A 22,527-nucleotide genomic window follows, 5' to 3' on the forward strand; every position below is an offset into this window, starting at 1 on the left:
GCCCCCTCCACCACGCTTCGCGTGGTCCCCCTCCCCCGCTTCGCAGGGGAGGATCCAGGGTCGCGGCCGGCCGCGCCGTCGATCCTCCCCCGTTTACGGGGGAGGGGGACCACGCGAAGCATGGTGGAGGGGGCACGCGCGTCAGTCATAACGCACCCGCGGGTCGACGACGGCGTAGAGGATGTCGACGATCAGGTTGAACAGGATGGTGAAGATGGCGATCACCACCACCGTTCCCATGACCAGCGTGTAGTCGCGGTTGAGCGCCGCATCGACGAAATAGCGGCCGACCCCGGGCACTGCAAAGATCGTCTCGACGATGATCGAGCCGGTGAGCAGCGCCGCCGCGGCCGGCCCGGCGTAGGAGACGATCGGGAGGAGCGCGCCGCGCAGCGCATGCCGCACCACCACCGACCATTCCGAGAGGCCTAGCGCGCGGGCGGTGCGGATGTGGTGCGAGCGCAGCGATTCGATCATCGAGCCGCGCATCAGCCGGGCGACGATGGCGATCTGCGGCAGGGCCAGGGTGATGGTCGGGCCGATGCGGTTGAGGAAGGCGCCGTCGTTCCAGCCGCCGATCGGCAGCAGGCTCCAGGTGAGCCCGAACAGGAGCTGGATGACCGGCGCGACGACGAAGGTGGGGATAGTGCTGCCGGCCGTCGCGGTGGCGATCACGGCGTAGTCCGCCACCTTGTTCTGATTGAGTGCCGCAATGATGCCGAGCACCGATCCGATCACCAGCGCCAGCGCCAGCGCGGAGGCGCCGAGCTGGATCGAGATCGGCAGGCCGTTGGCGAACAATTCACCGACGGTGAAATCGGGCAGGTTGTAGCTGGGGCCGAAATTGCCCTGCAGCAGGTTCTTCAGATAGTTGAGATATTGCAGCCAGAGCGGGTCGTTAAGGCCGAACTGGGCTTCCAGGTTCGCCTTGATTTCCGGCAGCAGCCCACGCTCCTGGTTGAACGGCCCGCCGGGCGCCACCCGGATCAGGAAGAACGCCAGCGTCACGATGACGAACAGCGTCGGAATCGCGGTGAGCAGGCGCCTGAGCACGTAGAGAAGCATGGACGCTCCTTCAGCAGAGAGCGGCCGCCGCACTCAGCGGAGCGGCGGCCGGCGACGCTATTCCGTCTTGCTGATGAAGCGGCTCGGATGGATGTCCATCACGTTGGGGCTGTAGCCCTGCAGCTTGGCCGACACGAGGTTCTTGTAGCTGTAATAGAGCAGCGGCAGAAAACCCTGATCGTCGATCAGGACCCGCTCGGCCGCGGCCAGGTCCTTCATGCGCTCCTCCGGCTTGCCGCCGGCGGCGACAGCCTTGTCCATCAGCTCCTCGAATTTGGGGCTGTCATAGAGCGAGTAGTTGTTGCCGCTCGCCTTGCGGGCCACGCCGAGGAAGCTTTCCGGGTCCTTGTAGTCGGCGATCCAGCCGACACGGGCGGTATCGTAGTCGCCCTTCTGCTCGAGGAAGGCGTAGTGGGTCTTGGTGTCGGTGTTGAGCAGCGTCACGTCGACGCCGAGCGGCTTCAACTGCTCCTGGATGGCGATGGCGGTGTTCTTGTGGTTCTCCGATGTGTTGTAGCGGATCTCCATCTTGAGCGGCTTCTCGGGCGTATAGCCGAGCTTCTCGAGGATCTTCTTGGCCTCGTCCTCACGGTCGATCTGCGACATCTCGGCGAACTTCGCCAGTTCCGGCGTGTAGCCCTCGATGCCGGGCGGCACCAGCGAGTAGCTGGGGATCATCGAGTTCTGCCAGACCTTTTCGGCCAGGAAGTCGCGGTCGATGGCCATGGATATGGCGTTGCGCAGCTCGACGTTGGTCCACGGCTCCTTGTCCCACTTCATCGCGTAGTAGTAGGAGCCGAGATAGGGGCCGAACTTGAGCTGATCGCCGAACTTCGCCTTCAGGTCGGCCATCTGCTCGGTCGGGATGTCGTCGTTGAACTCGATCTCGCCGGCCTCGAAGCGCTTGATGGCCGTCGAGCGGTCCTCGGTCGGGATGTAGTTCACCGCGTCGAGCTTGACGGTGTCGGCGGCGTGGAAATTCTCGTTCCTGACCAGCTTGATGTGGTCGTTGGGCACGAATTCGGCGAGCTTGAAGGCACCGTTGGAGACGAGATTGCCGGGCTTGATCCAGTCGGCGCCGAGCTTTTCGATCGACGCCTTGTTGACCGGATAGGTCGACTGGTGCGTCAGCATTTCGAGGAAATAGGGCGTTGGCGCCTTCAGCGTCACCTCGAAGGTGGAGGGGTCGATCGCCTTCACGGCGAGCTCTTCCGGCTTCATCTTGCCGGTATTCACTTCCTCGCCGTTCTTCACGACATAGAGCATCGAGGCATATTCGGCGCCCGTCGCCGGATCCTCGAGGCGGCGGAAGGAATAGACGAAATCCTCGGCCGTGACCGGCGAGCCGTCCGACCACTTTCCGTCGGGGCGCAGCTTGAAGGTGTAGACGAGGCCGTCGTCGGAGACCGTCCAGCTTTCGGCGGCGCCGGGGATCATCTCGGCGTTCTGGTCCTGCATCACCAGGCCTTCGAACAGGTCGCGCAGGATGTTGGCCTCATAGACGGTAGAGGTCTTGTGCGGGTCGAGCGATTCCGGATCGGCCGAGTTGCCGCGGTTGAACACCATCTCGGCATAGGCAGGCGTGGCGTAATAGGTTCCGCCAGCCGAAACCAGCGCGACGGCAAACACCGTCGCCTTGAGGAAATTGCGCATCATCATGGTTCGGTCTCCCAACTCGGTCGAAGCCCCTCAGCGACGACTTTGCCTCGTTGCGCAGGGTTATCCCGGCGCGGTTGACGCGGCTCGGCTGTTCCCGAAGCCGCTCCTGTGGCGCCGACAGTAGCACCCGCAACCGCCAATTCAACCGGGCGTCGGTTCACCCAAAGTAAGCTGCCGCTGCCAACCGGATGTCAGGAGGCAGATCGAAGCGCGGATGCCGATGCATGTTGCCTCAAGCCGGGAGAAGCGTCCTGCGTGCCTCTATCCCACCCGCCCGACAAAGACGCCCAGCGGCGGCAGAAGCAGGTTGGTCCCGTCGAGCCGTCCCGCCGCGCCGGGAAAGCCGAGCGCGGCCACGCCCGTGGTTTCACGCGGCAGCGGCACCGCGGTCTCGGCATCGGCAAAATTGAAGGCGCACAGCAGCCGCTCGTTGCCGTGCTCGCGCAAGAACATCAGCACGTCGGCCGGCGCGTCGAGCAACGCGATCGAGCCTTTCACCAGCGCCGTCTGGCCGCGCCGGAAGGCCAGCGCCCCGCGGTAGCGGGCGAGCACGGAAGCGCCGTCCTGGCGGTCGACGGCGCGCTCGCGGTGCGCATCCGGCACCGGCAGCCACGGCTTTCCCGTGGTGAAGCCGCCGGCCGGCGCTTGCGCCTGCCAGGGCATCGGCGTGCGGCAGCCGTCGCGTCCCTTGAAACCCGGCCAGAAGCGGATGCCGTAGGGATCGCGCAGGTCCTCGAAGGCAAGCTCGGCCTCCTCCAGCCCGAGCTCCTCGCCCTGATAGATGCAGATCGAGCCGCGCAGGCAGGCGAGCAGGGAAATCGCGAACTTCGCCGTCTCATCCGGAGAGTCGCCCGGCTTGGTCCAGCGGGTCACATGGCGGATGACGTCGTGGTTGGAAAAGGCCCAGCAGATCCAGCCGTCGGTGACGGCGGCCTCGAAGGCGCGCACGCATTTCGCCACATAGGCGGCGGAAAAATCCGGGCCAAGCAGGTCGAAGGTGTAGCTCATGTCGAGCTTGTCGCCGCCTCCGGTATAGGCGGCCACCGTCTTCAGCGAGCGTTTGCCGTCGCCCACCTCCCCCACCGAGGTGCGCTCGCCATACTCGTCGAGCAGCGCCCGGAAGCGCCGGAGGAAGGCGAGATTCTCCGGCCGCGTCTTGTCGTAGAGATGGTCCTGGTATTCGTAGGGGTTGGTCTGCTTCGCCTTGGCCGCGGCGCTCAGCTTCAGCGGCGGGTTGTCGCGCAGTTTCCGGTCATGGACGTAGAAGTTCACGGTGTCGAGGCGAAAACCGTCGACGCCGCGTTCCAGCCAGAATCTTACGCTCGCCAGCAGGGCATCCTGCACGTCCGGGTTATGGAAGTTGAGGTCGGGTTGGGCGGCGAGGAAGTTGTGCAGGTAATACTGTTTTCGTACCGAATCCCATTCCCAGGCCGGGCCGCCGAAGATCGACAGCCAGTTGTTGGGTGCCGAGCCGTCGGGCTTCGGGTCGGCCCAGACATACCAGTCGGCCTTCGGATTTTGCCGGCTGGCGCGGCTCTCGAGAAACCAGGGGTGGCGGTCGGAAGTGTGCGACAGCACCTGGTCGATGATGATCCTGAGGCCGAGCCGGTGGGCCTCGGCGATCACGGCGTCAAAATCGTCCAGCGTGCCGAACATCGGGTCGACGGCGCAATAGTCTGAGACGTCGTAGCCCATGTCGGCCATCGGCGACTTGAAGAAAGGCGACAACCAGACCGCGTCGACGCCGAGCGAGGCGATGTGGCCGAGCCGCCGGGCGATGCCCTTGAGGTCGCCGCTGCCGTCGCCGGTGCTGTCCTGGTAGGAGCGCGGATAGACCTGGTAGATCGCCGCGCCGCGCCACCAGTCGGATTTTTGCGTCATTCGGCGGTCTCCATGAGGCAGAGGCAGGCGCGGCCGGGCACCAAAAGCGGGTTTTGCCCGCTGTCGTCGGGGCCGGGCATGAGGTTCTTCCAGCGGAAGCCGGGCCGCTGCGGCAGCGCGACGCTGGAGGCGCGACGGTCGCCATTGACGACGACGGCGACGCGAAAGCCGTCGGGACCGGCCAGCACCATGGTCAGCCGGGCACGGCCGGGATCGGTCCAGTCCTGTTCCGTCATCGGCGCGCCGGCTTCGGTCAGCCATGCGACGTCGGGAAAGCCGGCCGAGGTCGGCTCGCCGGTCAGGAAAGTGCCGTCGCGCAGGACCGGCAACCGCTCGCGGATCGCGGACAGCGCGCAGGCGTAGCTTTCCAGTTCGCGGTCGCGGCCGGCCCAGTCGAGCCAGGTGATCTCGTTGTCCTGCGCATAGGCGTTGTTGTTGCCGTGCTGCGTGCGGCCGAACTCGTCGCCGGCCGTCAGCATGATGGTGCCGCGCGAGAAGAAAAGGGTGGCGAGCAGGCCCATCAGGTCGCGGCGGCGCTCGCCGGAGATGCCAGGATCGTCGGTGTCGCCCTCGACGCCGTTATTCCAGGAAAAATTCTCGTTATGGCCGTCGCGGTTCTGCTCGCCATTGGCCTCGTTGTGCTTGCGCTCGTAGGCGACGAGGTCGGCGAGCGGGAAGCCGTCATGGGCCGCGAGGAAGTTGACCGTGCGGGTCGCCGCGCCAGAAAAAATGTCCGACGAGCCGGCGAGCCGGGTCGCCAGTTGGCCGACCATGCCGCGGTCGCGGCGCCAGAAGCGCCTGACATCGTCGCGGAAGCGGTCGTTCCATTCGAGGAAGGGTGTGGGGAATTTTCCGAGCTGATAACCGTCCGGGCCGATGTCCCAGGGCTCGGCGATCATCACGCGGTCCTTGAGCACGGCATCTTCAGTCAACGCCCGTAGCAGGGGCGCGTCGGGGTCGAAGCCCCCGCTGGTCCGTCCCAGCACCGGCGCGAGATCGAAGCGGAAGCCGTCGACGCCGGCACGCAGGACGAAATGGCGGAGCGAATCCAGCACCAGCCGCGCCACCGCGGGGTGGCCGCAGGCGAGCGTGTTGCCGGTGCCGGTGTCGTTGACCAGCCGGCCGGGTTCGCCGGGCGCGTGGCGGTAGTAGGCGCGGTTGTCCAGCCCGCGCAGCGACAGGGTCGGCCCGAGCACGTCGCTCTCGCCGGTATGGTTGAAGACGAGGTCGAGGATGACGCCGATGCCGGCGTCGCGCAGCGCCTCGACCGTGTCGCGCAGCTCGGCGATGCCACCGGGCGCCAGCCGCGGATCCAGGGCCATGAAGGACACCGGGTTGTAGCCCCAGGCGTTGGTCAGCCCGAGCGGCGGCAGATGGCGCTCGTCGATCCAGGCCGTCACCGGCATCAGCTCGACCGCGGAAACGTTCAATCTGCGCAGGTGATCGATCACCGCCGGATGGGCGAGCGCCGCGATGGTGCCGCGTTGCGCCTCCGGGACGTCGGGATGCAATTTGGTGAAGGCCCGCACCTGGACCTCGTAGATCAGGCCGCCCGGCGAAAACAGCGGCGGTTTCGGCTCGACCGGGTCCGGCAAAGCCGTCACCACGGCCTTCGGCATGATCGGCGCGGTGTCGACGCCCGCGCCGCGTTTCAGCGCCAGCCGGGGATCGTACACATAGGGCCGGTCGATCGTGACGGCATAGGGGTCTATCAGCAGCTTGTCTGGATCGAACCAAAAACCCTGATCGGGCGCGTAGGATCCGTCGGCGCGAAAGCCATAGCGCGTGCCGTCCCTGACACCGGGAACGAAACCAAAGAAAAGAGTTTGCGGAGCTAGCGCCGGTATATCCGGAAAGCGACCAAGTTCGATGCGATCGAGTTCGGTGATCCCGTCGTCGCCGAACACCGACACCCACAACCGAGTGGCGCGGGACAGCACCGAGAAGCTGGCGCCACGACCAGCGTGATTGAAAGACAGCTTCGAGCCGAGACCGCTGTCAACGTTCGGCGGCATTGGTGAAATTCGCGATTCCCAGGAAAATCATGATCGCCTTGTTCAATTTCGTGATGTCGGTGGGATGGAGGTCGCCGATCTTACGACCGAGCTTACTCCGTGGCACCGTCGATATCTTGTCGACCATGACATCGCATGGAACGAACAGACCATTCTCCACGGTCGGCTGGACCGTGAAGCGGATGAATGGGGCCGCGGCGAGATCGGATGTGAAACCGCATATTGTGATGGAATCGGTCGCGTCGAAGGCTTCGTCCTGGACAATGAGTGATGGTCGAGGCTTGCCTGCATAGTCCCTCGCCCCCGCAACCGTCCAGATTTCACCCCGCCTCACTCATCCTCCCACCACTTTATGGTAATGGAATCGATGAATTCCTGATCGTCCCTGGCGTGAGGCGTGTTCGCGACGGCCAAGGACTGCCTATGCGCCTCGGCCTTGAACTCCGGCGAGCTTGTGTCGGGCAGCCAGAACTGCACGAGCTTCAAGCCCTGCTTGCGCTTGCGCTCGCGATAGTCCCGCACCCGTTGGGCGGACGACTTGCTGCTTGTCGACGAGGCCATCGGCGTTTTCCGTTACTGTAACGTAGTGCTGCCGGCTCTCGCTGTCCAGATCACGTAATCACGCTAGGCTTCTGCCGCCCCGTATGGCTGCGGATGCCGGCGACGTCGTCGGCGGCGGCGATCAGGTCGGCCAGCGCCTGCTGCGTGTCGAGGTCGAGTCGGTCCTTCTCGTAGCGCTCGACATAGAGCCGCAGCGTCGCGCCCGACGTGCCGGTGCCGGAGAGCCGGATGACGAAGCGCGATCCGCCCTCGAACAGCACGCGGATGCCCTGGTTCTTCGAGACCGAGCCGTCGACCGGATCGTGATAGGCGAAATCGTCCGCCGCCTCGACGGTGAGGCCGCGTACCTTGGTACCCGGCAGCGACGGCAGTTTTGCGCGCAGCTCCGACACCAGCCGGTTGGCGGCGTCGGACTCCACCTCCCCGTAGTCGTGGCGCGAATAGTAGTTGCGGCCGTAGGTCGCCCAGTGCTTTTCGGCGATCGCCTTGGCGCTCTCCTTGCGGACGGCGAGAATGTTCAGCCACAGCAGGACCGCCCAAAGCCCGTCCTTCTCGCGCACATGGTCGGAGCCGGTGCCGGCGCTCTCCTCGCCGCAGATGGTAGCCATGCCGGCGTCGAGCAGGTTGCCGAAGAACTTCCAGCCGGTCGGCGTCTCGTAGATGCCGACGCCCAGCGCCTCGGCCACCCGGTCGGCGGCGGCGCTGGTCGGCATGGAGCGGGCGATGCCCTTCAGCCCCGCCTCGTAGCCCGGCGCCAGATGGGCGTTGGCGGCGAGCATCGCCAGCGAGTCCGACGGCGTGATGAAGATGCCCTTGCCGATGATCAGGTTGCGGTCGCCGTCGCCGTCGGAGGCGGCGCCGAAATCCGGCGCGTCCGGCCCCATCATCTCGTCATAGAGATGTTTTGCGTGGACGAGGTTGGGATCGGGATGGTGGCCGCCGAAATCCGGCAGCGGCACGAAATTGCGCGCCGTTCCTTTCGGCGCGCCCAGCCGGTTCTCGAGTATCTCCTTGGCGTACGGACCGGTCACCGCATGCATGGCGTCGAAACGCATGCGGAAGCCGCCGGCAAACATCGCGCGGATCGCGTCGAAGTCGAACAGCGTCTCCATCAGTTCTGCATAGTCCTCGACGGGATCGATCACCTCGACCGTCATGCCGCCCGCCTGGACGGTGCCGATGCTGTCGATGTCGACCTCGGCTATGTCCGCTATCTTGTAGCTCGTTATCGCCTTGGTGCGGGCGAAGATAGCGTCGGTGATCTTCTCAGGCGCCGGGCCGCCATTGCCGATGTTGTATTTTATGCCGAAATCCTCGCGCGGGCCGCCGGGATTGTGGCTGGCCGACAGCACCAGCCCGCCGAAGGCCATGTATTTGCGGATGATGTGGGAAGCCGCCGGCGTCGACAGGATGCCGCCCTTGCCGACGATGACCTTGCCGAAGCCGTTGGCAGCGGCGATGGCAATCGCCTTCTGGATCACCTCGCGGTTGTAGTAGCGGCCGTCGCCGCCGATCACCAGCGTCTTGCCGGAAAAGCCGTCGAGCGCATCGAACACCGACTGGATGAAGTTCTCGGCATAGTTCTTCTGCTGGAACACCGGCACTTTCTTGCGCAGCCCCGAGGTTCCGGGCTTCTGGTCGTCATAGGGTGTCGTCTCGACCGTCCTGATGGTCATGGTTCAGGCCGCCTTTCTTGCCAGCAGTGATTTGTACAGCCCGGCATATTTCGCCGCGCTCCCGTCCCAGGAGACATCGGCCTTCATGCCCTGTTTCTGGATCGTGCTCCAGACCGCCTTGTCGGCATGGAGCGCAATCATCCGTCGCACCGCGTGCAGCAGCGCGGCGCCGCTTTCCGGCGCGAATTGCAGGCCGGTAGCGACGCCCGCCGAAACCGCCGCCTCATTGGCGTCGATGATGGTGTCGGCCAGCCCGCCGGTGCGCGCCACCAGCGGCACGCAGCCGTAGCGAAGCCCGTAAAGCTGGGTGAGGCCGCAGGGCTCGAAGCGCGACGGGATGACGATGCCGTCGCAGCCGCCCTGCATGACATGCGACAGCGCCTCGTCATAGCCCACGACCACGCCGACCCGGCCGGGATGGCGGGCGGCGGCGGCATGCAGCGCGCCTTCCAGCCCGGCATCGCCGGAGCCCAGCACCGCAAGGCGCGCGCCGGCGGCGACGATCTCGTCGAGCACGGCCGCCAGCACGTCCATGCCCTTCTGCCAGGTCAGCCGGCTGACCACGCAGATCAGCGGGCTGTCGTCGCGGTCGAGGCCGAAGCGCTGCTCCACCACACGCCGATTCGGCTTGCGCGCCGCCAGTGTCGTGCGGGTGTAGCGGGAGGCGAGATGCGGGTCGGCGGCGGGGTTCCAGATGTCGACATCGATACCGTTGACGATGCCGTGGAGGTCGGCGGCGCGGCCGTTGACCAGCCCGTCGAGCCCCATGCCGAATTGCGGCGTCCGGATCTCCTGCGCATAGGTGGGGCTTACGGTCGTGATTGCCCAGGCCGCTTGCAGACCGGCCTTGAGGAAGCCGACGCCGCCGTAATATTCGACGCCGTCCAGCGCCATCGCCCGCGGCGGCAGGCCGAGCTCCGGAAAGATCGCGGCGCCGAACTGGCCCTGGAAGGCGAGATTGTGGACGGTGATGACGGAGGGAACGCCGACCGCGTCGCCGAAGCGCATATAGGCCAGCGTCATCGCCGCCTGCCAGTCATGCACGTGGACGATGTCCGGCCGGTAGCCGGGCAGCGCGCCAGCGGCGATGTCGGCACCGACATGGCTGAGGGCGGCGAAGCGCCGCCAGTTGTCCGGCCAGTCCTTGCCACCGGCATCGCCATAGGGACCGCCGACGCGGTCGAACAGATGCGGCGCTTCCAGCACCAGCAGGTCGAGCTCGCCGACGCGCGCGGCATGGACCGCCGCCTTGCCGCCATGCAGGCCGGCATAGTGATGCACCGGTTTTTTCTTCCGGAAGGCCGCCATCACCACGGGATAGCCGGGCACCAGGGTGCGCGTCGCCACGCCGTTTTTCGCCAGCGCGACCGGCAGGGCGCCGGTCACGTCGGCGAGGCCGCCGGTCTTGATCAGCGGGAAGATTTCCGGCGTGACGGCAAGGACCTGCATTCAGTGTCTCCAGCGCAAGCGCAGGGGACAGTTTACTTCTTTCCGCTCGCGCCCACTTTGAAGCGCTTCGGCCTTTCTGCGGAAAGAAAGCAAACTGTCCCCGGCGGTCAACCTCTTACCCCAGCCTGTCGATCATCTGCTGGGTGATCAGGCAGATGCCCTTTTCGGTGACGCGGAAGCGCTGGCGGTCGTATTCCTGATCCTCGCCGGCCACCAGTCCCTCGGGAATGACGACGCCGTGGTCGAGGACGCAGCGCCTCAGCCGCGCGGAGCGACCCACCACGCAGTCGGGCAGCATCACCACTTCCTCCAGCGAGGAATAGGAGCTGATGCGCGCACCGGTGAAGATGAGGCTGCGCCGCAGCGACGCGCCGGAGATGATGCAGTCGCCGGCGATCAGCGACGACACGGCCATGCCGCGCCTGCTCTCGTCGTCATGCACGAATTTCGCCGGCGGCTTCAGTTCCGAATAGGTCCAGATCGGCCAGTCGCGGTCGTAGAGGTCGAGCTCCGGCGTCACGTCGGTCAGGTCGATATTGGCCTCCCAATAGGCGTCGACGGTGCCGACGTCACGCCAATAGGCCTCGCGCTCCATGGAGGAGCGCACGCAGGATTTGGTGAAGCGGTGCGCCACAGCCTTACCGTGCTGGACGATGTAGGGGATGATGTCCTTGCCGAAGTCGCGGCTGGAACTCGGCTCGGCGGCGTCGCGGCGCAACTGCTCGATCAGGAACTTCGTCTTGAACACATAGATGCCCATGGAGGCCAGCGCATAGTCCGGTCTGTCCGGTATGCCGGGCGGGTCGGACGGTTTCTCGACGAAGGCGATGATGTTGTCCTTCTCGTCGACATGCATGACGCCGAAGCCGGTCGCCTCCATGCGCGGCACTTCCAGGCAGCCGATGGTCACGTCGGCGCCGGCGTCGACATGCTGGCGCAGCATCAGCTCGTAGTCCATCTTGTAGATGTGGTCGCCGGCCAGGATGATCATGTATTCCGGGCCGTAGGGCTCGATGATGTCGACGTTCTGGAACACCGCATCGGCGGTGCCCTCGTACCACTGCGTCTCCGACACGCGCTGGCTGGCCGGCAGGATGTCGAAACTTTCGTTGCGCTCCGGCCTGAGGAAGTTCCAGCCGCGCTGCAGGTGACGGATCAGCGAATGCGCCTTGTACTGCGTCGCCACCGCCAAGCGGCGGATGCCGGAGTTCAGCGCATTGGACAACGCGAAGTCGATGATACGCGTCTTGCCGCCGAAATAGACCGCCGGCTTGGCGCGCCGGTCGGTCAGCTCGGCAAGGCGACTGCCGCGGCCGCCGGCCAGCACATAGGCCATGGCGTCGCGCGCAAGCGGCTGGTTCCTTTTGAGCTCCACCATCTGTTCCTCCCCTTCATTCGCCCGAGAATTCGAGCATGATCGTCGCCAGCGGCGGCAACAGCATCGTCGCCGCCGGTCCCCCCTCTTCCTGTCGAGCAAGGACGGCGCCGCCATTGCCCTTGCCCGAGCCGCCATAGTCGGCGGCGTCCGTGTTGATGATCTCGCGCCAGGTTCCGGCCTTCGGCATCGGCAGGCGGTAGTTCTCGCGCTGCACAGGCGTGAAGTTGCAGACAACCACGACCGGGTCGTGGCTGGGGGCCGAGCGCTCCCAGGCGAAGACCGAGTTCGCACGGTCGTCGACGATCAGCCAGTGAAAACCCTCCGGCTCGCAATCGCGCGCATGCAAGACCGGCCTTGAGCGGTAGAGCCGGTTGAGGTCGCGCACCGTGGCGCGCACGCCGCGGTGTGGGGCGTGGTCGAGCAGGAACCAGTCGAGCGCCCTCTCCTCGCTCCATTCGCCGCGCTGCGCGAATTCCTGGCCCATGAACAGCAGCTTCTTGCCGGGATAACCCCACATGAACGCGTAGTAGGCGCGCAGCGTTGCGAATTTCTGCCAGTCGTCGCCGGCCATCTTCGACAGCAGCGTGCCCTTTCCATGAACGACCTCGTCATGCGACAGCGGCAGCACGAAATTCTCGCTGAAGGCGTAGACCAGGCCGAAGGTGATCTGGTCGTGGTGGTGCTGCCTGTGGATCGCCTCCTTGGAAAAATACTCCAGCGTGTCGTGCATGAAGCCCATGTTCCACTTGAAGCCGAAGCCGAGCCCGCCCTCATGGACCGGCTGCGACACCTTCGGCCAGGAGGTCGATTCCTCGGCGATGGTGACGACGCCGGGATGGTTGCCGTAGACGGCTGTGTTCATGGCCTGGAGGAATTTTACCGCCTCCAGGTTTTCCCGCCCGCCCTTCTCGTTGGGAATCCATTCGCCCTGCTTGCGCGAATAGTCGAGGTAGAGCATCGAGGCCACCGCATCGACGCGCAGCCCGTCGAGATGGAATTTTTCGGCCCAGTAGAGGGCGTTGTTGACGAGGAAGGAGACGACCTCGCGGCGGCCGAAATTGTAGATCGCCGTGTTCCAGTCCGGATGAAATCCCTTGCGCGGGTCGGCATGCTCGTAGAGCGCGGTGCCGTCGAACCAGGCGAGCCCGTGCGCGTCGACCGGGAAATGCGCCGGCACCCAGTCGAGGATGACGCCGATGCCGGCCCGATGAGCACCGTCGACGAAGCGCGCGAATCCCTCCTGGTCGCCGAAGCGCGAGGTCGGCGCGTAGAGGCCGGTGGTCTGGTAGCCCCAGGACGGGTCGTAGGGGTGCTCGGTGATCGGCAGGAATTCGATATGGGTGAAGCCGGTGTCGGCGGCATAGGGGATCAGCCGCTCCGCCAGTTCGTCCCAGGACAGGAAGGTGCCGTCGTCGCGGCGCTGCCACGAGCCGGCATGCACCTCGTAGATCGACATCGGCTGACGCCGCGCATCGGCGGTGCGCCAGAAGGAGCGGTGCGCCTCGTCGCCCCATCGGTGCGCCAGCGGCGCGGTGGTGACGGAGGCGGTCGCCGGACGCAGCTCCGAATGGAAGGCGAAGGGATCGGCCTTCAGCGGCAGCCGCTCGCCCTTCGGCCCGATGATCTCGTATTTGTAGGCGCGCCAGGCGCCGATGTCGGGCAGGAAAATCTCCCAGATGCCGGTGTCCTGGCGGAACCGCATGGGATGGCGGCGCCCGTCCCAGTCGTTGAAGTCGCCGACCACCGAGACGCGCCGGGCGTTCGGCGCCCAGACGGCGAAATGCACGCCCGGCGCGCCCTCATGGTCGATCAGATGCGCGCCGAGCTTGTCGAACAGCCTGAGATGCGTGCCCTCGGCGATGTAGTAGTCGTCCATGGGCCCGAGCACGGGCCCGAAGGAGAAAGGATCGGCCAGCCACCAGTCGCCGCCGGCGTTGCGGGCGTGATACCGGAGCGGCTGACGCTTGCGGAGCGACAGCTTGCCCTCGAAGAAGCCGTCGTCGTGGCGGCGCGACAGTTCGCCGGCCTTTTTTCCCGCGAGCGTGTAGGCGGTGACGGCTTCGGCATGCGGGATGAAGCAGCGCGCCACGAGGCCCGCTCCGCATTGCTGCACGCCGAGGACGGCGAAGGCGTCGCCATGCGTGCCGGCGACGATCGCCGCCACGTCCCCCTGGTCGGCCGCGACCGACGGTGTCGGGGACGTGGCGAGCCGGCGCGCCTGCTTCATCGTGCGATCTTCCTCCCTTGGGCAGAGGCTGCTCTGGCGGCAGCTTTCCCGAAATCACGTCACAGGGGAACCCCCCAGATTTCTTCGGCATATTGGCGGATGGTGCGGTCCGACGAGAACCAGCCGACCCGCGCCACGTTGCGGATCGCCCGGGCGTACCAGTCCGGGCTGTCTTGCCAGACGGCGTCGACCTGCCGCTGCGCGTCGGCATAGGCATCGAAGTCCGCCGCCACCATGAACCAGTCGCTCTGGTAGATGCCGTCGATCAGCCCGCGGTAGCGGCCGGGCTCCTCGGGCGAGAAGACGCCGGAGGAAATCGCCGACAGCGCCTGCGCCAGCTCCGGCGATTTCTCGATCACCTCGCGCGGCTGATAGCCGTCGGCGCGGCGGCTCGCCACCTCGTCGGCCTTGAGGCCGAAGATGAAGATGTTGTCGTCGCCGACGCACTCCTTGATCTCGACATTGGCGCCGTCGAGCGTGCCGATGGTGAGCGCGCCGTTCAGCGCGAACTTCATGTTGCCGGTGCCGGAGGCCTCCATGCCGGCGGTGGAGATCTGCTCGGACAGGTCGGCCGCCGGCATCATGATCTCGGCCAGGCTGACATTGTAGTTCGGCATGAACACGACCTTGAGCAGGCCGCGCACCGCCGGGTCGCGGTTGATCACCCGCGCCACGTCGTTGGCGAGCTTTATGATCAGCTTGGCGTTGTGATAGCTCGGCGCCGCCTTGCCGCCGAAGAATTTCACGCGAGGCGCCCACTCGCGCTCGGGATGCGAGCGGATCTGGTCGTAGAGTGCCACGGCTTCGACGATGTTGAGCAGCTGGCGCTTGTATTCGTGGATGCGCTTGATCTGGATGTCGAACAGCGCCGAGGGATCGACGCGGATGCCGAGCCGCTCGGCGGTGACGGCCGCCAGCCGCTCCTTGTTCGCCCGCTTCACCGCCGCGAATTTCTCGCGGAAGGCGGCGTCCCCGGCAAAATCGTCCAGCTCCTTCAGCGCCTCGACATTGTCGAGGAATGTGTCGCCGATGGTCTCGCGAATCAGCGACGTCAGGCCCTGGTTGCTCTGGAACAGCCAGCGCCGCGGCGTGATGCCGTTGGTCTTGTTGTTGATGCGGTCGGGATAGAGCCTATGGAGGTCGGCGAACACCGTCTCCTTCATCAGCTCCGTGTGCAGCGCCGACACACCGTTGATCGAGTGCGAGCCGACGAAAGCGAGGTTGCCCATGCGCACGCGCCGGTCGCCGTCCTCCTGGATCAGCGAGATGCGGCGGATCTGGTCTTCGCCGAAGCGGCCGACGGCGCGGGCCTCCAGCAGCACTTCCGCGTTGATGGCGTAGATGATCTGCATGTGGCGCGGCAGCAGCCGCTCGAACAGCCGCACCGGCCAGCTTTCCAGCGCCTCCGGCAGCAGCGTGTGGTTGGTGTAGGCGAAAGTTCCCCTGGTGATCTTCCACGCCTTGTCGAAGTCGAGGCCGTGGATGTCCATCAGCAGCCGCATCAGTTCGGCCACCGCGATCGCCGGATGCGTGTCGTTCAAATGGACGGCAGCCTTCTCGGGCAGCAGCGACAGGTCGCCATAGGCGCTGACGTGGCGCTGCAAAATGTCCTGCAGCGAGGCGGCGGAGAAAAAATACTCCTGGCGCAGCCGCAGCTCCTGCCCGGCCTCGCTGGAATCGGCGGGATAGAGCACGCGCGACAGCGCGTCCGCCTTGTTGCTCTCGGCAAGCGCGCCGATATGGTCGCCGGCGTTGAAGCGGCTGAGCAGGATCGGATCGACCGGAAAGCCCGACCACAGGCGCAGCGTGTTCACCCGGTTGCCGCGCCAGCCGACCACGGGCGTGTCGTAGGCCACCGCCAGCACCCGCTCCTGCGGCTTCCAGACGTGCCGCTCCAGCCGGCCCGACTTGTCGGTGATCGATTCCACCGCGCCGCCGAAGCCGATCTCGAAGGCGCGCTCGCGCCGCTCGAACTCCCACGGATTGCCGTGGTCGAGCCAGGTCTCCGGCAGCTCGACCTGCCAGCCGTCATGAATCTCCTGGCGGAACATGCCGTTGACGTAGCGGATGCCGTAGCCGTGGCCGGGCACGCCGACGGTCGCCATACTCTCCATGAAGCAGGCGGCGAGGCGCCCGAGGCCGCCATTGCCGAGGGCTGCGTCGGGCTCCAGCGTGGCGATCAGGTCGATGTCGACGCCGAGGCTGGCGAGTGCTGTGCGCATGTCGTCCATCAGGCCGATGTTGGAGAAGGCGTCGCGCATCAGCCGGCCGATCAGGAATTCGAGCGACAGGTAGTAGACGCGCTTCTTGCCGTGCTCGTAGGTCTCCTTGGTGGATTCGATCCACTGGTCGATGATGCGGTCGCGCACCGCCTTGATCGCCGCCGTCAGCCAGTCATGGGGCGTGGCCACGGACGGGTCCTTGCCGACGCGGTAGCGCAGCACGTTCAAAATGTCGGCTGCCAGGGATTTCGGGTCGGACTGCAAGGTCGGGAGTTCCGGTGCCATCACGCTCAACTGAATGCCCCACGGCTTGGCGCCCGCTCGTCGCCGAGCGCCAGTGATCGGCTACCTCCCGCTTCTATGCTATCCAAAACCACGGGAAGTACAATCGATTAGAACAAGCGACGTTTTTGCTTTCGCAACAACATCGCGCCGGGCGTTTTACCGCTACTTCGCGCAGCGAGTATGACGCGCCGGCCTGCAAGGCTTTTGTTTCGAAGCCCGGCCTCACCCGCCGCTACCTGCTCCAGCACCTCTCACAGGCCGGTGAAGGTGCCTCCGAGACCCATGCCGGCTGTCTTACGCCGCCAGCGCCTGCTCGGGCGGCGCCTTGGCGCCGGTCATGAAGGCCACGGCGTCGGACATGGTGTATTCCTTCGGATCGATCACCACCAGCCGCCGGCCGAGCCGGTGGATGTGGATGCGGTCGGCCACCTCGAACACATGCGGCATGTTGTGCGAGATCAGCACGATCGGCAGGCCGCGGCGCTTAACGTCAAGGATGAGTTCGAGCACGCGCCGCGATTCCTTGACGCCCAGCGCCGCCGTCGGCTCGTCCATGATCACCACCTTGGAGCCGAAGGCGGCGGCGCGCGCCACCGCGACGCCCTGGCGCTGGCCGCCCGACAGCGTCTCCACCGCCTGGCCGATGTTCTGGATGGTCATCAGGCCGAGCTCCGAAAGCTTGTCGCGGGCGTGTTTCTCCATCGCCCGACGATCGAGCATGCGGAACCAGCTGCCGAGCACGCCGGGCTTGCGGATCTCGCGCCCCAGGAACATGTTATCGGCTATCGACAACGCCGGCGACAGCGCGAGGTTCTGGTAGACGGTCTCGATGCCGGCTTCCCGCGCCCGCATCGGCGACGAAAAGTGCACCGGCTTACCCTCGAGGGTGATCTCCCCTTCGTCCGGCAGGATCGCACCGGAGATGGCCTTGATCATCGACGATTTGCCGGCCCCGTTGTCACCGATGACGGCAAGGATCTCGCCTGGATACAGGTCGAAATCGGCATGATCGAGCGCGGTGACGCGACCATAGCGCTTGACCAGGCCGCGACACGTCAGAATCGGTTCCCGCACCATCAGCCTGCAACCCTTCTGATCCATTGATCGACAGCGACCGCCATGATGATCAGCACGCCGATCATCATGTAGGTGTATTGAGGATCGGTGCCGATCATGCGCAGGCCCAGCGAGAACAGCCCGACGATCAAGGCACCGAAAATCATGCCCAGGATCGAGCCACGTCCGCCAAACAGCGAAATGCCCCCGATCACCACCGCAGTTACCGACTCTATGTTGGCGAACGCGCCGGAGGTCGGCGAAATGGCGCCGACGCGACCGATCAGCACCCAGCCGCCGAAGGCGCAAATGATTCCGGCGAGCGTGTAGACGGAAAGCAAGATGCGGCTGGTACGTACGCCCGCGAGCTCCGCCGCGTCCGGATCGTCGCCCACGGCATACACGTGACGGCCCCAGGCGGTGTGGTTGAGCACGTACCACAAGATCAGGACCAGCAGTACCATGGCGAGGACGCCGTAGGTCAGCACCGCGCCGCCGAAACGGATGTCGTTGGCGAAAAACTTCAGGATCGGGGCATGCGCATCGATGTCCTGGGAGCGGATGGTCTCGTTGGCCGAATAGATGAAATTGATGGCCAGAATGATCTGCCAGGTGCCCAGGGTGACGATAAACGGCGGCAGCCTCATCCTTGAGACGAGCGCGCCGTTCACCCAGCCGCACAAGGCGCCGACCCCGATGCCGCAAAGGATCGAAATGGCGGGCGGCAGACCATAGCGGAACGTGAACTGCCCCATCACGACGGACGTCAGGACGAGGATCGCGCCCACAGAAAGATCGATGCCCGCCGTGAGTATGACCAATGTCTGCGCGGCCCCGATGATGCCGGTGATGGCCACCTGCTGCAGGATAAGCGTCAGCGTGAAGGGCGAGAACAGCTTGCTGCCGAGCAACAAGCCGAAGATCAGCAACGAGACGACCAGAACAATCAGCGGAACCGCGGCTGGATTGGCGTGCAGGAAGTTCTGGATGCGGCGCAGGCCGGTATCATGAACGTCGAATGAGGCGACCGTCTTATCACCCCCGTCGAGAGTGGTCTCGAATTCCTGTACTTGAGCCATGTCTTCTCCCCATGGCGCGCGAATCAATCGCGCGGACCAAGACTGCCGCGTCTGCAATTCTTGACAGGCTGTTGCCCAGTTACGGCGGCTGCCTCATCGTCCGTTGAAACAGACGGGGGATCAAGTCCCCCGTCGACCATATGGCCGGCGATGGCTATGAGCGTTCGATCCTCGAAACTCCCGCGGACTCCGGATTTGCTACGGGCAAATCCGGATATCACCGTTCGAAGCCCGTCGCTTCCGCCATCGCTACGACTTCGGACGTTCGACGCTTGAAAAGCCCATTTCGTGGCTTCTTACCGGCGCTGAAGCGCCCGCGCCTCTCATCCCCAGCACTTTTCCAGACCCGTCTTGGTGTCGATCGAATCGACGCCCGCGGCCGGCTTATCGGTGATGAGCGTGACGCCGGTGTCGAAGAAGTCCTTGCCGTCGGTCGCCTTCGGCTTGTCGCCGCTGTCAGCAAATTTCTTGATCGCCTCGATACCCATCGAGGCCATCAGCAGAGGATACTGCTGCGAGGTCGCGCCGATAATGCCTTCCGCGACGTTCTTGACGCCCGGGCACCCTCCGTCGACCGAAACGATCAGCACGTCGTTCTCCTTGCCGACGGACTTCAGCGCCTGATAGGCGCCTGCAGCGGCGGGCTCGTTGATCGTGTGGATCACGTTGATGTTCGGGTTCTGCTGCAGCAGGTTCTCCATGGCGCGCAGGCCGCCCTGCTCGTTGCCGTCAGTGAAGTCGTGGCCCGCGATGCGCGCATCGTCCTCGTCGCCGATCCTGTTGGGGTCCTTGACGTCGATGCCGAAGCCTTCCTGGAAGCCCTGGTCGCGCAGCACGTCGACCGTCGGGTAGGACGGGTTGATGTTCAGGAAGCCGATAACGGCATCCTTGGCCTTGTCGCCCATCGTCGCCGCGGCCCATTTGCCGATCAGGCGTCCGGCTTCGCGGTTGTCAGTGGCGAAAGTCATGTCGGCTTCGGTGATGGGTTCGAGCGGCGTGTCGAGAGCGATCACAAGGACGCCGGCCGCGCGCGCCTTCTGCACCGAAGGCACGATCGCCTTGGTGTCGGATGGTGTCAGCAGGATGCCCTTGGCGCCGTCGGCGATGCACGTCTCGATCGCGGCGACCTGGCTTTCATTGTCGCCGTCGATCTTGCCGGCATAGGACTTCAGCTCGACGCCGAGTTCCTGCGCCTTTGCGGTTGCGCCTTCCTTCATCTTCACGAAGAATGGGTTGCTGTCCGTCTTGGTTATCAGGCATGCGGCGATGCCGGCGGCGGAAGCCGACGACGCGAATGCCATCAGGCCGACGGCCGCAGCGGCGAATACGGATGTCTTCAGATAAGTGGTTCTCTTCACGATAGTCCTCCCAGTGGAAAAACACCACGCGCCCAGGCCGGACGCGGCGGCGAGATCGGGCGCCTCCTGCCCCGCTCGCGGCATCAGGAAATCAGGAAGCCGCACACCTGTCAATAATTAAATCACTCTGATTTATTATTGACAGGTGCTGTTTCGCGCGCCAATCTGCCAGCAAAACATGCAGCCTGAGGGAGGAGACGGGTGGAGACCGGCGGCACCAGGCTCGGCTTCCAGGAAGCCGGCGCAAGCCGCTTCCAGTTGGGCACCAACCAAAGCGGGATGCGGGCGCACAACGAGCGCCTGGTGCTGTCGCTGGTGCGCCAGCACGGCAGCCTCGCCAAGTCCGACATCGCCCGCATGACCATGCTGTCGGCGCAGACCGTGTCGGTCATCATGCGCGAGCTGGAGCAGGACGGGCTGCTGGTGAAGGAGGAGCCGATCCGCGGCAAGATCGGCCAGCCGTCGATCCCGATGTCGCTCAATCCGGAAGGCGCCTTCTTCCTCGGCCTCAAGATCGGGCGGCGGAGCGCCGAGCTGGTGCTGATCGACTTCGTCGGCACGGTGCGCGGCATGCTGCACAGCTCCTATCTCTATCCCGCGCCGAAAGAGACTGTGGCCTTCGTGCGCAACGGCATCGCCTCACTGCGCCAAACCCTGTCCGTCGAGCAGGATCGGCGGATCGCCGGGCTCGGCATCGCCATGCCGTTCGAGCTGTGGAACTGGGCCGACACGGTCGGCGCGCCGCGCGGGGCCATGGACCAATGGCGCAGCCTCGACATCCGCGCCGAGATCCAGACCGATTTCGCCTTCCCCATCTATCTGCAGAACGATGCGACCTCGGCCTGCGGCGCCGAGCTGGTGTTCGGACGCAGCGGCAATCTGCGCGACTTCGTCTATTTCTACATCGGCGCCTTCGCCGGCGGCGGCGTGGTGCTCGACGGCAAGCTCTATCGCGGCCCCACCGGCAATGCCGGCGCGCTCGGCTCGATGCCGGTGATCGGCCCGGACGGCCGGCCGGCGCAGCTGATCGACGTCGCCTCGATCGCCATCCTGGAGAAGGCGCTAAAGGCGGGTGGTCGCGACGCCTCGCATCTGTGGACCTCGCCCGAAGACTGGGGCGAGGTCGGTCCCGAGCTCGACGCCTGGATCGACGGATCGGGCACGGCGCTCGCCTATGCCATCGCATCGGCTTCGGCGGTGATCGACTTCGAGGCGGCGGTTATCGACGGCTGGATGCCGGCCTCCGTCAGGGCGAGGCTGGTGGAGGCGGTCGCCGTCGCGCTGGTGAAGATCGACGTCGAGGGCCTCGACATTCCGAGGGTGCGTGAAGGCACCGTCGGCATCCACGCACGCGCGCTCGGCGGCGCCAGCCTGCCGCTGTCGGAACGTTTTCTGCTCGGCGGGGCCGCGTCGTCGCGCGAGACATGAGCGCGACGTCCCGATTGCCGCGCGAGGACCGCGCTTGTATGGCGGCACCCGCATGTTCATCCACTGCCCTGGGGGAATCCCGATATGATCGTCTGCTGTGGTGAAGCGCTGATCGACATGCTGCCCAGGGAGAGCAGCGCCGGCGAGCCGTCCTTCGCGCCCTATGTCGGCGGCGCCGTCTTCAACACGGCGATCGCGCTCGGCCGGCTCGACCTGCCGGTCGGCTTCTTCACCGGCATCTCCACCGATTTTTTCGGCGGCATGCTGCGCGAGGCGCTGGCCGCCAGCAGCGTCGGCCTCGACCTCGTCAAATTCTCGGAGCGGCCGACCACGCTCGCCTTCGTGCGGCTGGTCGACGGGCACGCCAGCTATCTCTTCTACGACGAGAACACCGCCGGCCGCATGCTGTTCGAGCAAGACCTGCCGGCGATCGGGCCGGAGGTCGAGGCGATGCATTTCTCCTGCATCAGCCTGATCCCGGAACCCTGCGGCTCGACCTACGAGGCGCTGATGCGGCGCGAGCACGACAGCCGGGTGATGATGTTCGACCCCAACATCCGCGAGAACTTCATCGCCGACAAGCCGTCGCATCTCGCCCGCATGAAGCGCATGCTGGCGATGGCCGACATCGTGAAGCTGTCGGACGAGGATCTCGACTGGTTCGGCGAAAGCGGCCACGTCGAGGACATCGCCGCGCGCTGGCTGGAACTCGGGCCGAAGCTGATGGTGGTGACCAGGGGCGGCAAGGGCGCCCTCGCCTTCACCAGGCGCCACGCCGTGTCCGTTCCCGCCGTACCGGTGACCGTCGTCGACACGGTGGGTGCAGGCGACACCGTCAATGCCGGCATCCTGGCGTCGCTGCGCGACCAGGGCCTGCTGACCAAGGCCGCACTGGCCGAGCTTTCCGAGGAGCAGATCCGGGCGGTGCTCAGCTTCAGCGGCCGGGCCGCAGCGATCACCGTGTCGCGCGCCGGCGCCAACCCGCCCTGGCGGGCGGAGGTGGGATAGCGGGGACCCTGCACTCGGGCTGCGGGTTGTTTCGTTCCTTGCCGTGGCGAGCACACCCGGCCGTTTCACGACTTCGCCCTTGCCGCGACAAGACAAGGCACCCGCATCGGTGCTTTCCGTGCCAAGTTCCCCCTCTCCGTCTCGGGCTTCGCCCTCGACACCTCTCCCCCACTCCGTGGG

Annotated in this window: 16 protein-coding genes; 2 read left to right on the forward strand and 14 right to left on the reverse strand. The window is 65.6% G+C overall.

Annotated elements, in window-relative coordinates; genetic code table 11:
• Positions 1 to 141: 141 nt before the first annotated feature.
• The 14 genes from AC5JDC_RS04755 to AC5JDC_RS04820 form a co-directional block, all read right to left on the reverse strand.
• Positions 142 to 1,065 (reverse strand): ABC transporter permease subunit, encoded by a 924-nt coding sequence (locus tag AC5JDC_RS04755; protein ID WP_495839578.1) that lies wholly within the window; start codon positions 1,063 to 1,065, stop codon positions 142 to 144.
• Between the two features lie 57 nt (positions 1,066 to 1,122).
• The gene (locus tag AC5JDC_RS04760) at positions 1,123 to 2,721 is read right to left on the reverse strand and encodes a peptide ABC transporter substrate-binding protein (protein ID WP_495839607.1); all 1,599 of its coding nucleotides are present in this window, start codon (positions 2,719 to 2,721) and stop codon (positions 1,123 to 1,125) included.
• A 264-nt stretch (positions 2,722 to 2,985) separates the two neighbouring features.
• Positions 2,986 to 4,605, reverse strand: a complete 1,620-nt coding sequence (gene bglA, locus AC5JDC_RS04765; protein ID WP_495839580.1) for a beta-galactosidase BglA — start codon at positions 4,603 to 4,605, stop codon at positions 2,986 to 2,988.
• Positions 4,602 to 6,620 carry a glycogen debranching protein GlgX gene (glgX, locus tag AC5JDC_RS04770; RefSeq protein WP_495839582.1) on the reverse strand — a complete coding sequence of 673 codons (2,019 nt, stop codon included), beginning with the start codon at positions 6,618 to 6,620 and terminating at the stop codon, positions 4,602 to 4,604. The genes bglA and glgX overlap by 4 nt, the downstream gene beginning before the upstream one ends.
• The gene (locus AC5JDC_RS04775; protein ID WP_495839583.1) at positions 6,604 to 6,954 is read right to left on the reverse strand and encodes a type II toxin-antitoxin system PemK/MazF family toxin; all 351 of its coding nucleotides are present in this window, start codon (positions 6,952 to 6,954) and stop codon (positions 6,604 to 6,606) included. Before AC5JDC_RS04775 ends, glgX begins: the two co-directional genes overlap by 17 nt.
• A complete protein-coding gene (locus AC5JDC_RS04780; RefSeq protein WP_495839585.1) occupies positions 6,951 to 7,181 on the reverse strand; it encodes an antitoxin MazE family protein in 231 nt (76 codons plus the stop codon). Before AC5JDC_RS04780 ends, AC5JDC_RS04775 begins: the two co-directional genes overlap by 4 nt.
• Before the next feature lie 50 nt (positions 7,182 to 7,231).
• Positions 7,232 to 8,857, reverse strand: coding sequence for an alpha-D-glucose phosphate-specific phosphoglucomutase (locus tag AC5JDC_RS04785; RefSeq protein ID WP_495839587.1), 1,626 nt, complete (start codon positions 8,855 to 8,857; stop codon positions 7,232 to 7,234).
• Between the two features lie 3 nt (positions 8,858 to 8,860).
• The gene (gene glgA, locus AC5JDC_RS04790) at positions 8,861 to 10,306 is read right to left on the reverse strand and encodes a glycogen synthase GlgA (protein ID WP_495839589.1); all 1,446 of its coding nucleotides are present in this window, start codon (positions 10,304 to 10,306) and stop codon (positions 8,861 to 8,863) included.
• Positions 10,307 to 10,421: 115 nt separating this feature from the next.
• Positions 10,422 to 11,684: a glucose-1-phosphate adenylyltransferase gene (glgC, locus tag AC5JDC_RS04795; RefSeq protein ID WP_495839591.1), complete on the reverse strand. Its 1,263-nt coding sequence runs from the start codon at positions 11,682 to 11,684 to the stop codon at positions 10,422 to 10,424.
• A 13-nt stretch (positions 11,685 to 11,697) separates the two neighbouring features.
• Entirely contained in the window at positions 11,698 to 13,911 is a 2,214-nt protein-coding gene (glgB, locus tag AC5JDC_RS04800; RefSeq protein WP_495839593.1) for a 1,4-alpha-glucan branching protein GlgB, read from the reverse strand.
• A gap of 59 nt (positions 13,912 to 13,970) precedes the next feature.
• Positions 13,971 to 16,418 (reverse strand): glycogen/starch/alpha-glucan phosphorylase, encoded by a 2,448-nt coding sequence (locus AC5JDC_RS04805; protein ID WP_495839595.1) that lies wholly within the window; start codon positions 16,416 to 16,418, stop codon positions 13,971 to 13,973.
• A 294-nt stretch (positions 16,419 to 16,712) separates the two neighbouring features.
• Complete coding sequence (locus AC5JDC_RS04810) at positions 16,713 to 17,495, reverse strand: ATP-binding cassette domain-containing protein (RefSeq protein WP_495839597.1); 783 nt, start codon at positions 17,493 to 17,495, stop codon at positions 16,713 to 16,715.
• Entirely contained in the window at positions 17,495 to 18,553 is a 1,059-nt protein-coding gene (locus tag AC5JDC_RS04815; RefSeq protein ID WP_106771560.1) for an ABC transporter permease, read from the reverse strand. The genes AC5JDC_RS04810 and AC5JDC_RS04815 overlap by 1 nt, the downstream gene beginning before the upstream one ends.
• 323 nt (positions 18,554 to 18,876) lie before the next feature.
• A complete protein-coding gene (locus tag AC5JDC_RS04820; protein WP_425351312.1) occupies positions 18,877 to 19,854 on the reverse strand; it encodes a sugar ABC transporter substrate-binding protein in 978 nt (325 codons plus the stop codon).
• Positions 19,855 to 20,112: 258 nt separating this feature from the next.
• Here AC5JDC_RS04820 and AC5JDC_RS04825 point away from each other — a divergent pair, with 258 nt between their 5' ends.
• Both AC5JDC_RS04825 and AC5JDC_RS04830 read left to right on the forward strand, forming a co-directional pair.
• Positions 20,113 to 21,339, forward strand: coding sequence for an ROK family transcriptional regulator (locus AC5JDC_RS04825; RefSeq protein ID WP_495839599.1), 1,227 nt, complete (start codon positions 20,113 to 20,115; stop codon positions 21,337 to 21,339).
• A gap of 84 nt (positions 21,340 to 21,423) precedes the next feature.
• The gene (locus AC5JDC_RS04830) at positions 21,424 to 22,347 is read left to right on the forward strand and encodes a carbohydrate kinase family protein (protein WP_495839601.1); all 924 of its coding nucleotides are present in this window, start codon (positions 21,424 to 21,426) and stop codon (positions 22,345 to 22,347) included.
• Positions 22,348 to 22,527 lie beyond the last annotated feature (180 nt).

The organism is Kumtagia sp., assembly GCF_059502445.1.

Bases quoted from the DNA above. Each gene is read 5' to 3' on its own strand.
- glgC (WP_495839591.1), bottom strand. From the start codon at position 11,684: ATGGTGGAGCTCAAAAGGAACCAGCCGCTTGCGCGCGACGCCATGGCC.
- glgA (WP_495839589.1), bottom strand. From the start codon at position 10,306: ATGCAGGTCCTTGCCGTCACGCCGGAAATCTTCCCGCTGATCAAGACC.
- AC5JDC_RS04815 (WP_106771560.1), bottom strand. From the start codon at position 18,553: ATGGCTCAAGTACAGGAATTCGAGACCACTCTCGACGGGGGTGATAAG.
- AC5JDC_RS04785 (WP_495839587.1), bottom strand. From the start codon at position 8,857: ATGACCATCAGGACGGTCGAGACGACACCCTATGACGACCAGAAGCCC.
- glgX (WP_495839582.1), bottom strand. From the start codon at position 6,620: ATGCCGCCGAACGTTGACAGCGGTCTCGGCTCGAAGCTGTCTTTCAAT.
- AC5JDC_RS04820 (WP_425351312.1), bottom strand. From the start codon at position 19,854: ATGGCATTCGCGTCGTCGGCTTCCGCCGCCGGCATCGCCGCATGCCTG.
- glgB (WP_495839593.1), bottom strand. From the start codon at position 13,911: ATGAAGCAGGCGCGCCGGCTCGCCACGTCCCCGACACCGTCGGTCGCG.
- AC5JDC_RS04755 (WP_495839578.1), bottom strand. From the start codon at position 1,065: ATGCTTCTCTACGTGCTCAGGCGCCTGCTCACCGCGATTCCGACGCTG.
- AC5JDC_RS04760 (WP_495839607.1), bottom strand. From the start codon at position 2,721: ATGATGCGCAATTTCCTCAAGGCGACGGTGTTTGCCGTCGCGCTGGTT.
- bglA (WP_495839580.1), bottom strand. From the start codon at position 4,605: ATGACGCAAAAATCCGACTGGTGGCGCGGCGCGGCGATCTACCAGGTC.
- AC5JDC_RS04830 (WP_495839601.1), top strand. From the start codon at position 21,424: ATGATCGTCTGCTGTGGTGAAGCGCTGATCGACATGCTGCCCAGGGAG.
- AC5JDC_RS04780 (WP_495839585.1), bottom strand. From the start codon at position 7,181: ATGGCCTCGTCGACAAGCAGCAAGTCGTCCGCCCAACGGGTGCGGGAC.
- AC5JDC_RS04810 (WP_495839597.1), bottom strand. From the start codon at position 17,495: ATGGTGCGGGAACCGATTCTGACGTGTCGCGGCCTGGTCAAGCGCTAT.
- AC5JDC_RS04805 (WP_495839595.1), bottom strand. From the start codon at position 16,418: ATGGCACCGGAACTCCCGACCTTGCAGTCCGACCCGAAATCCCTGGCA.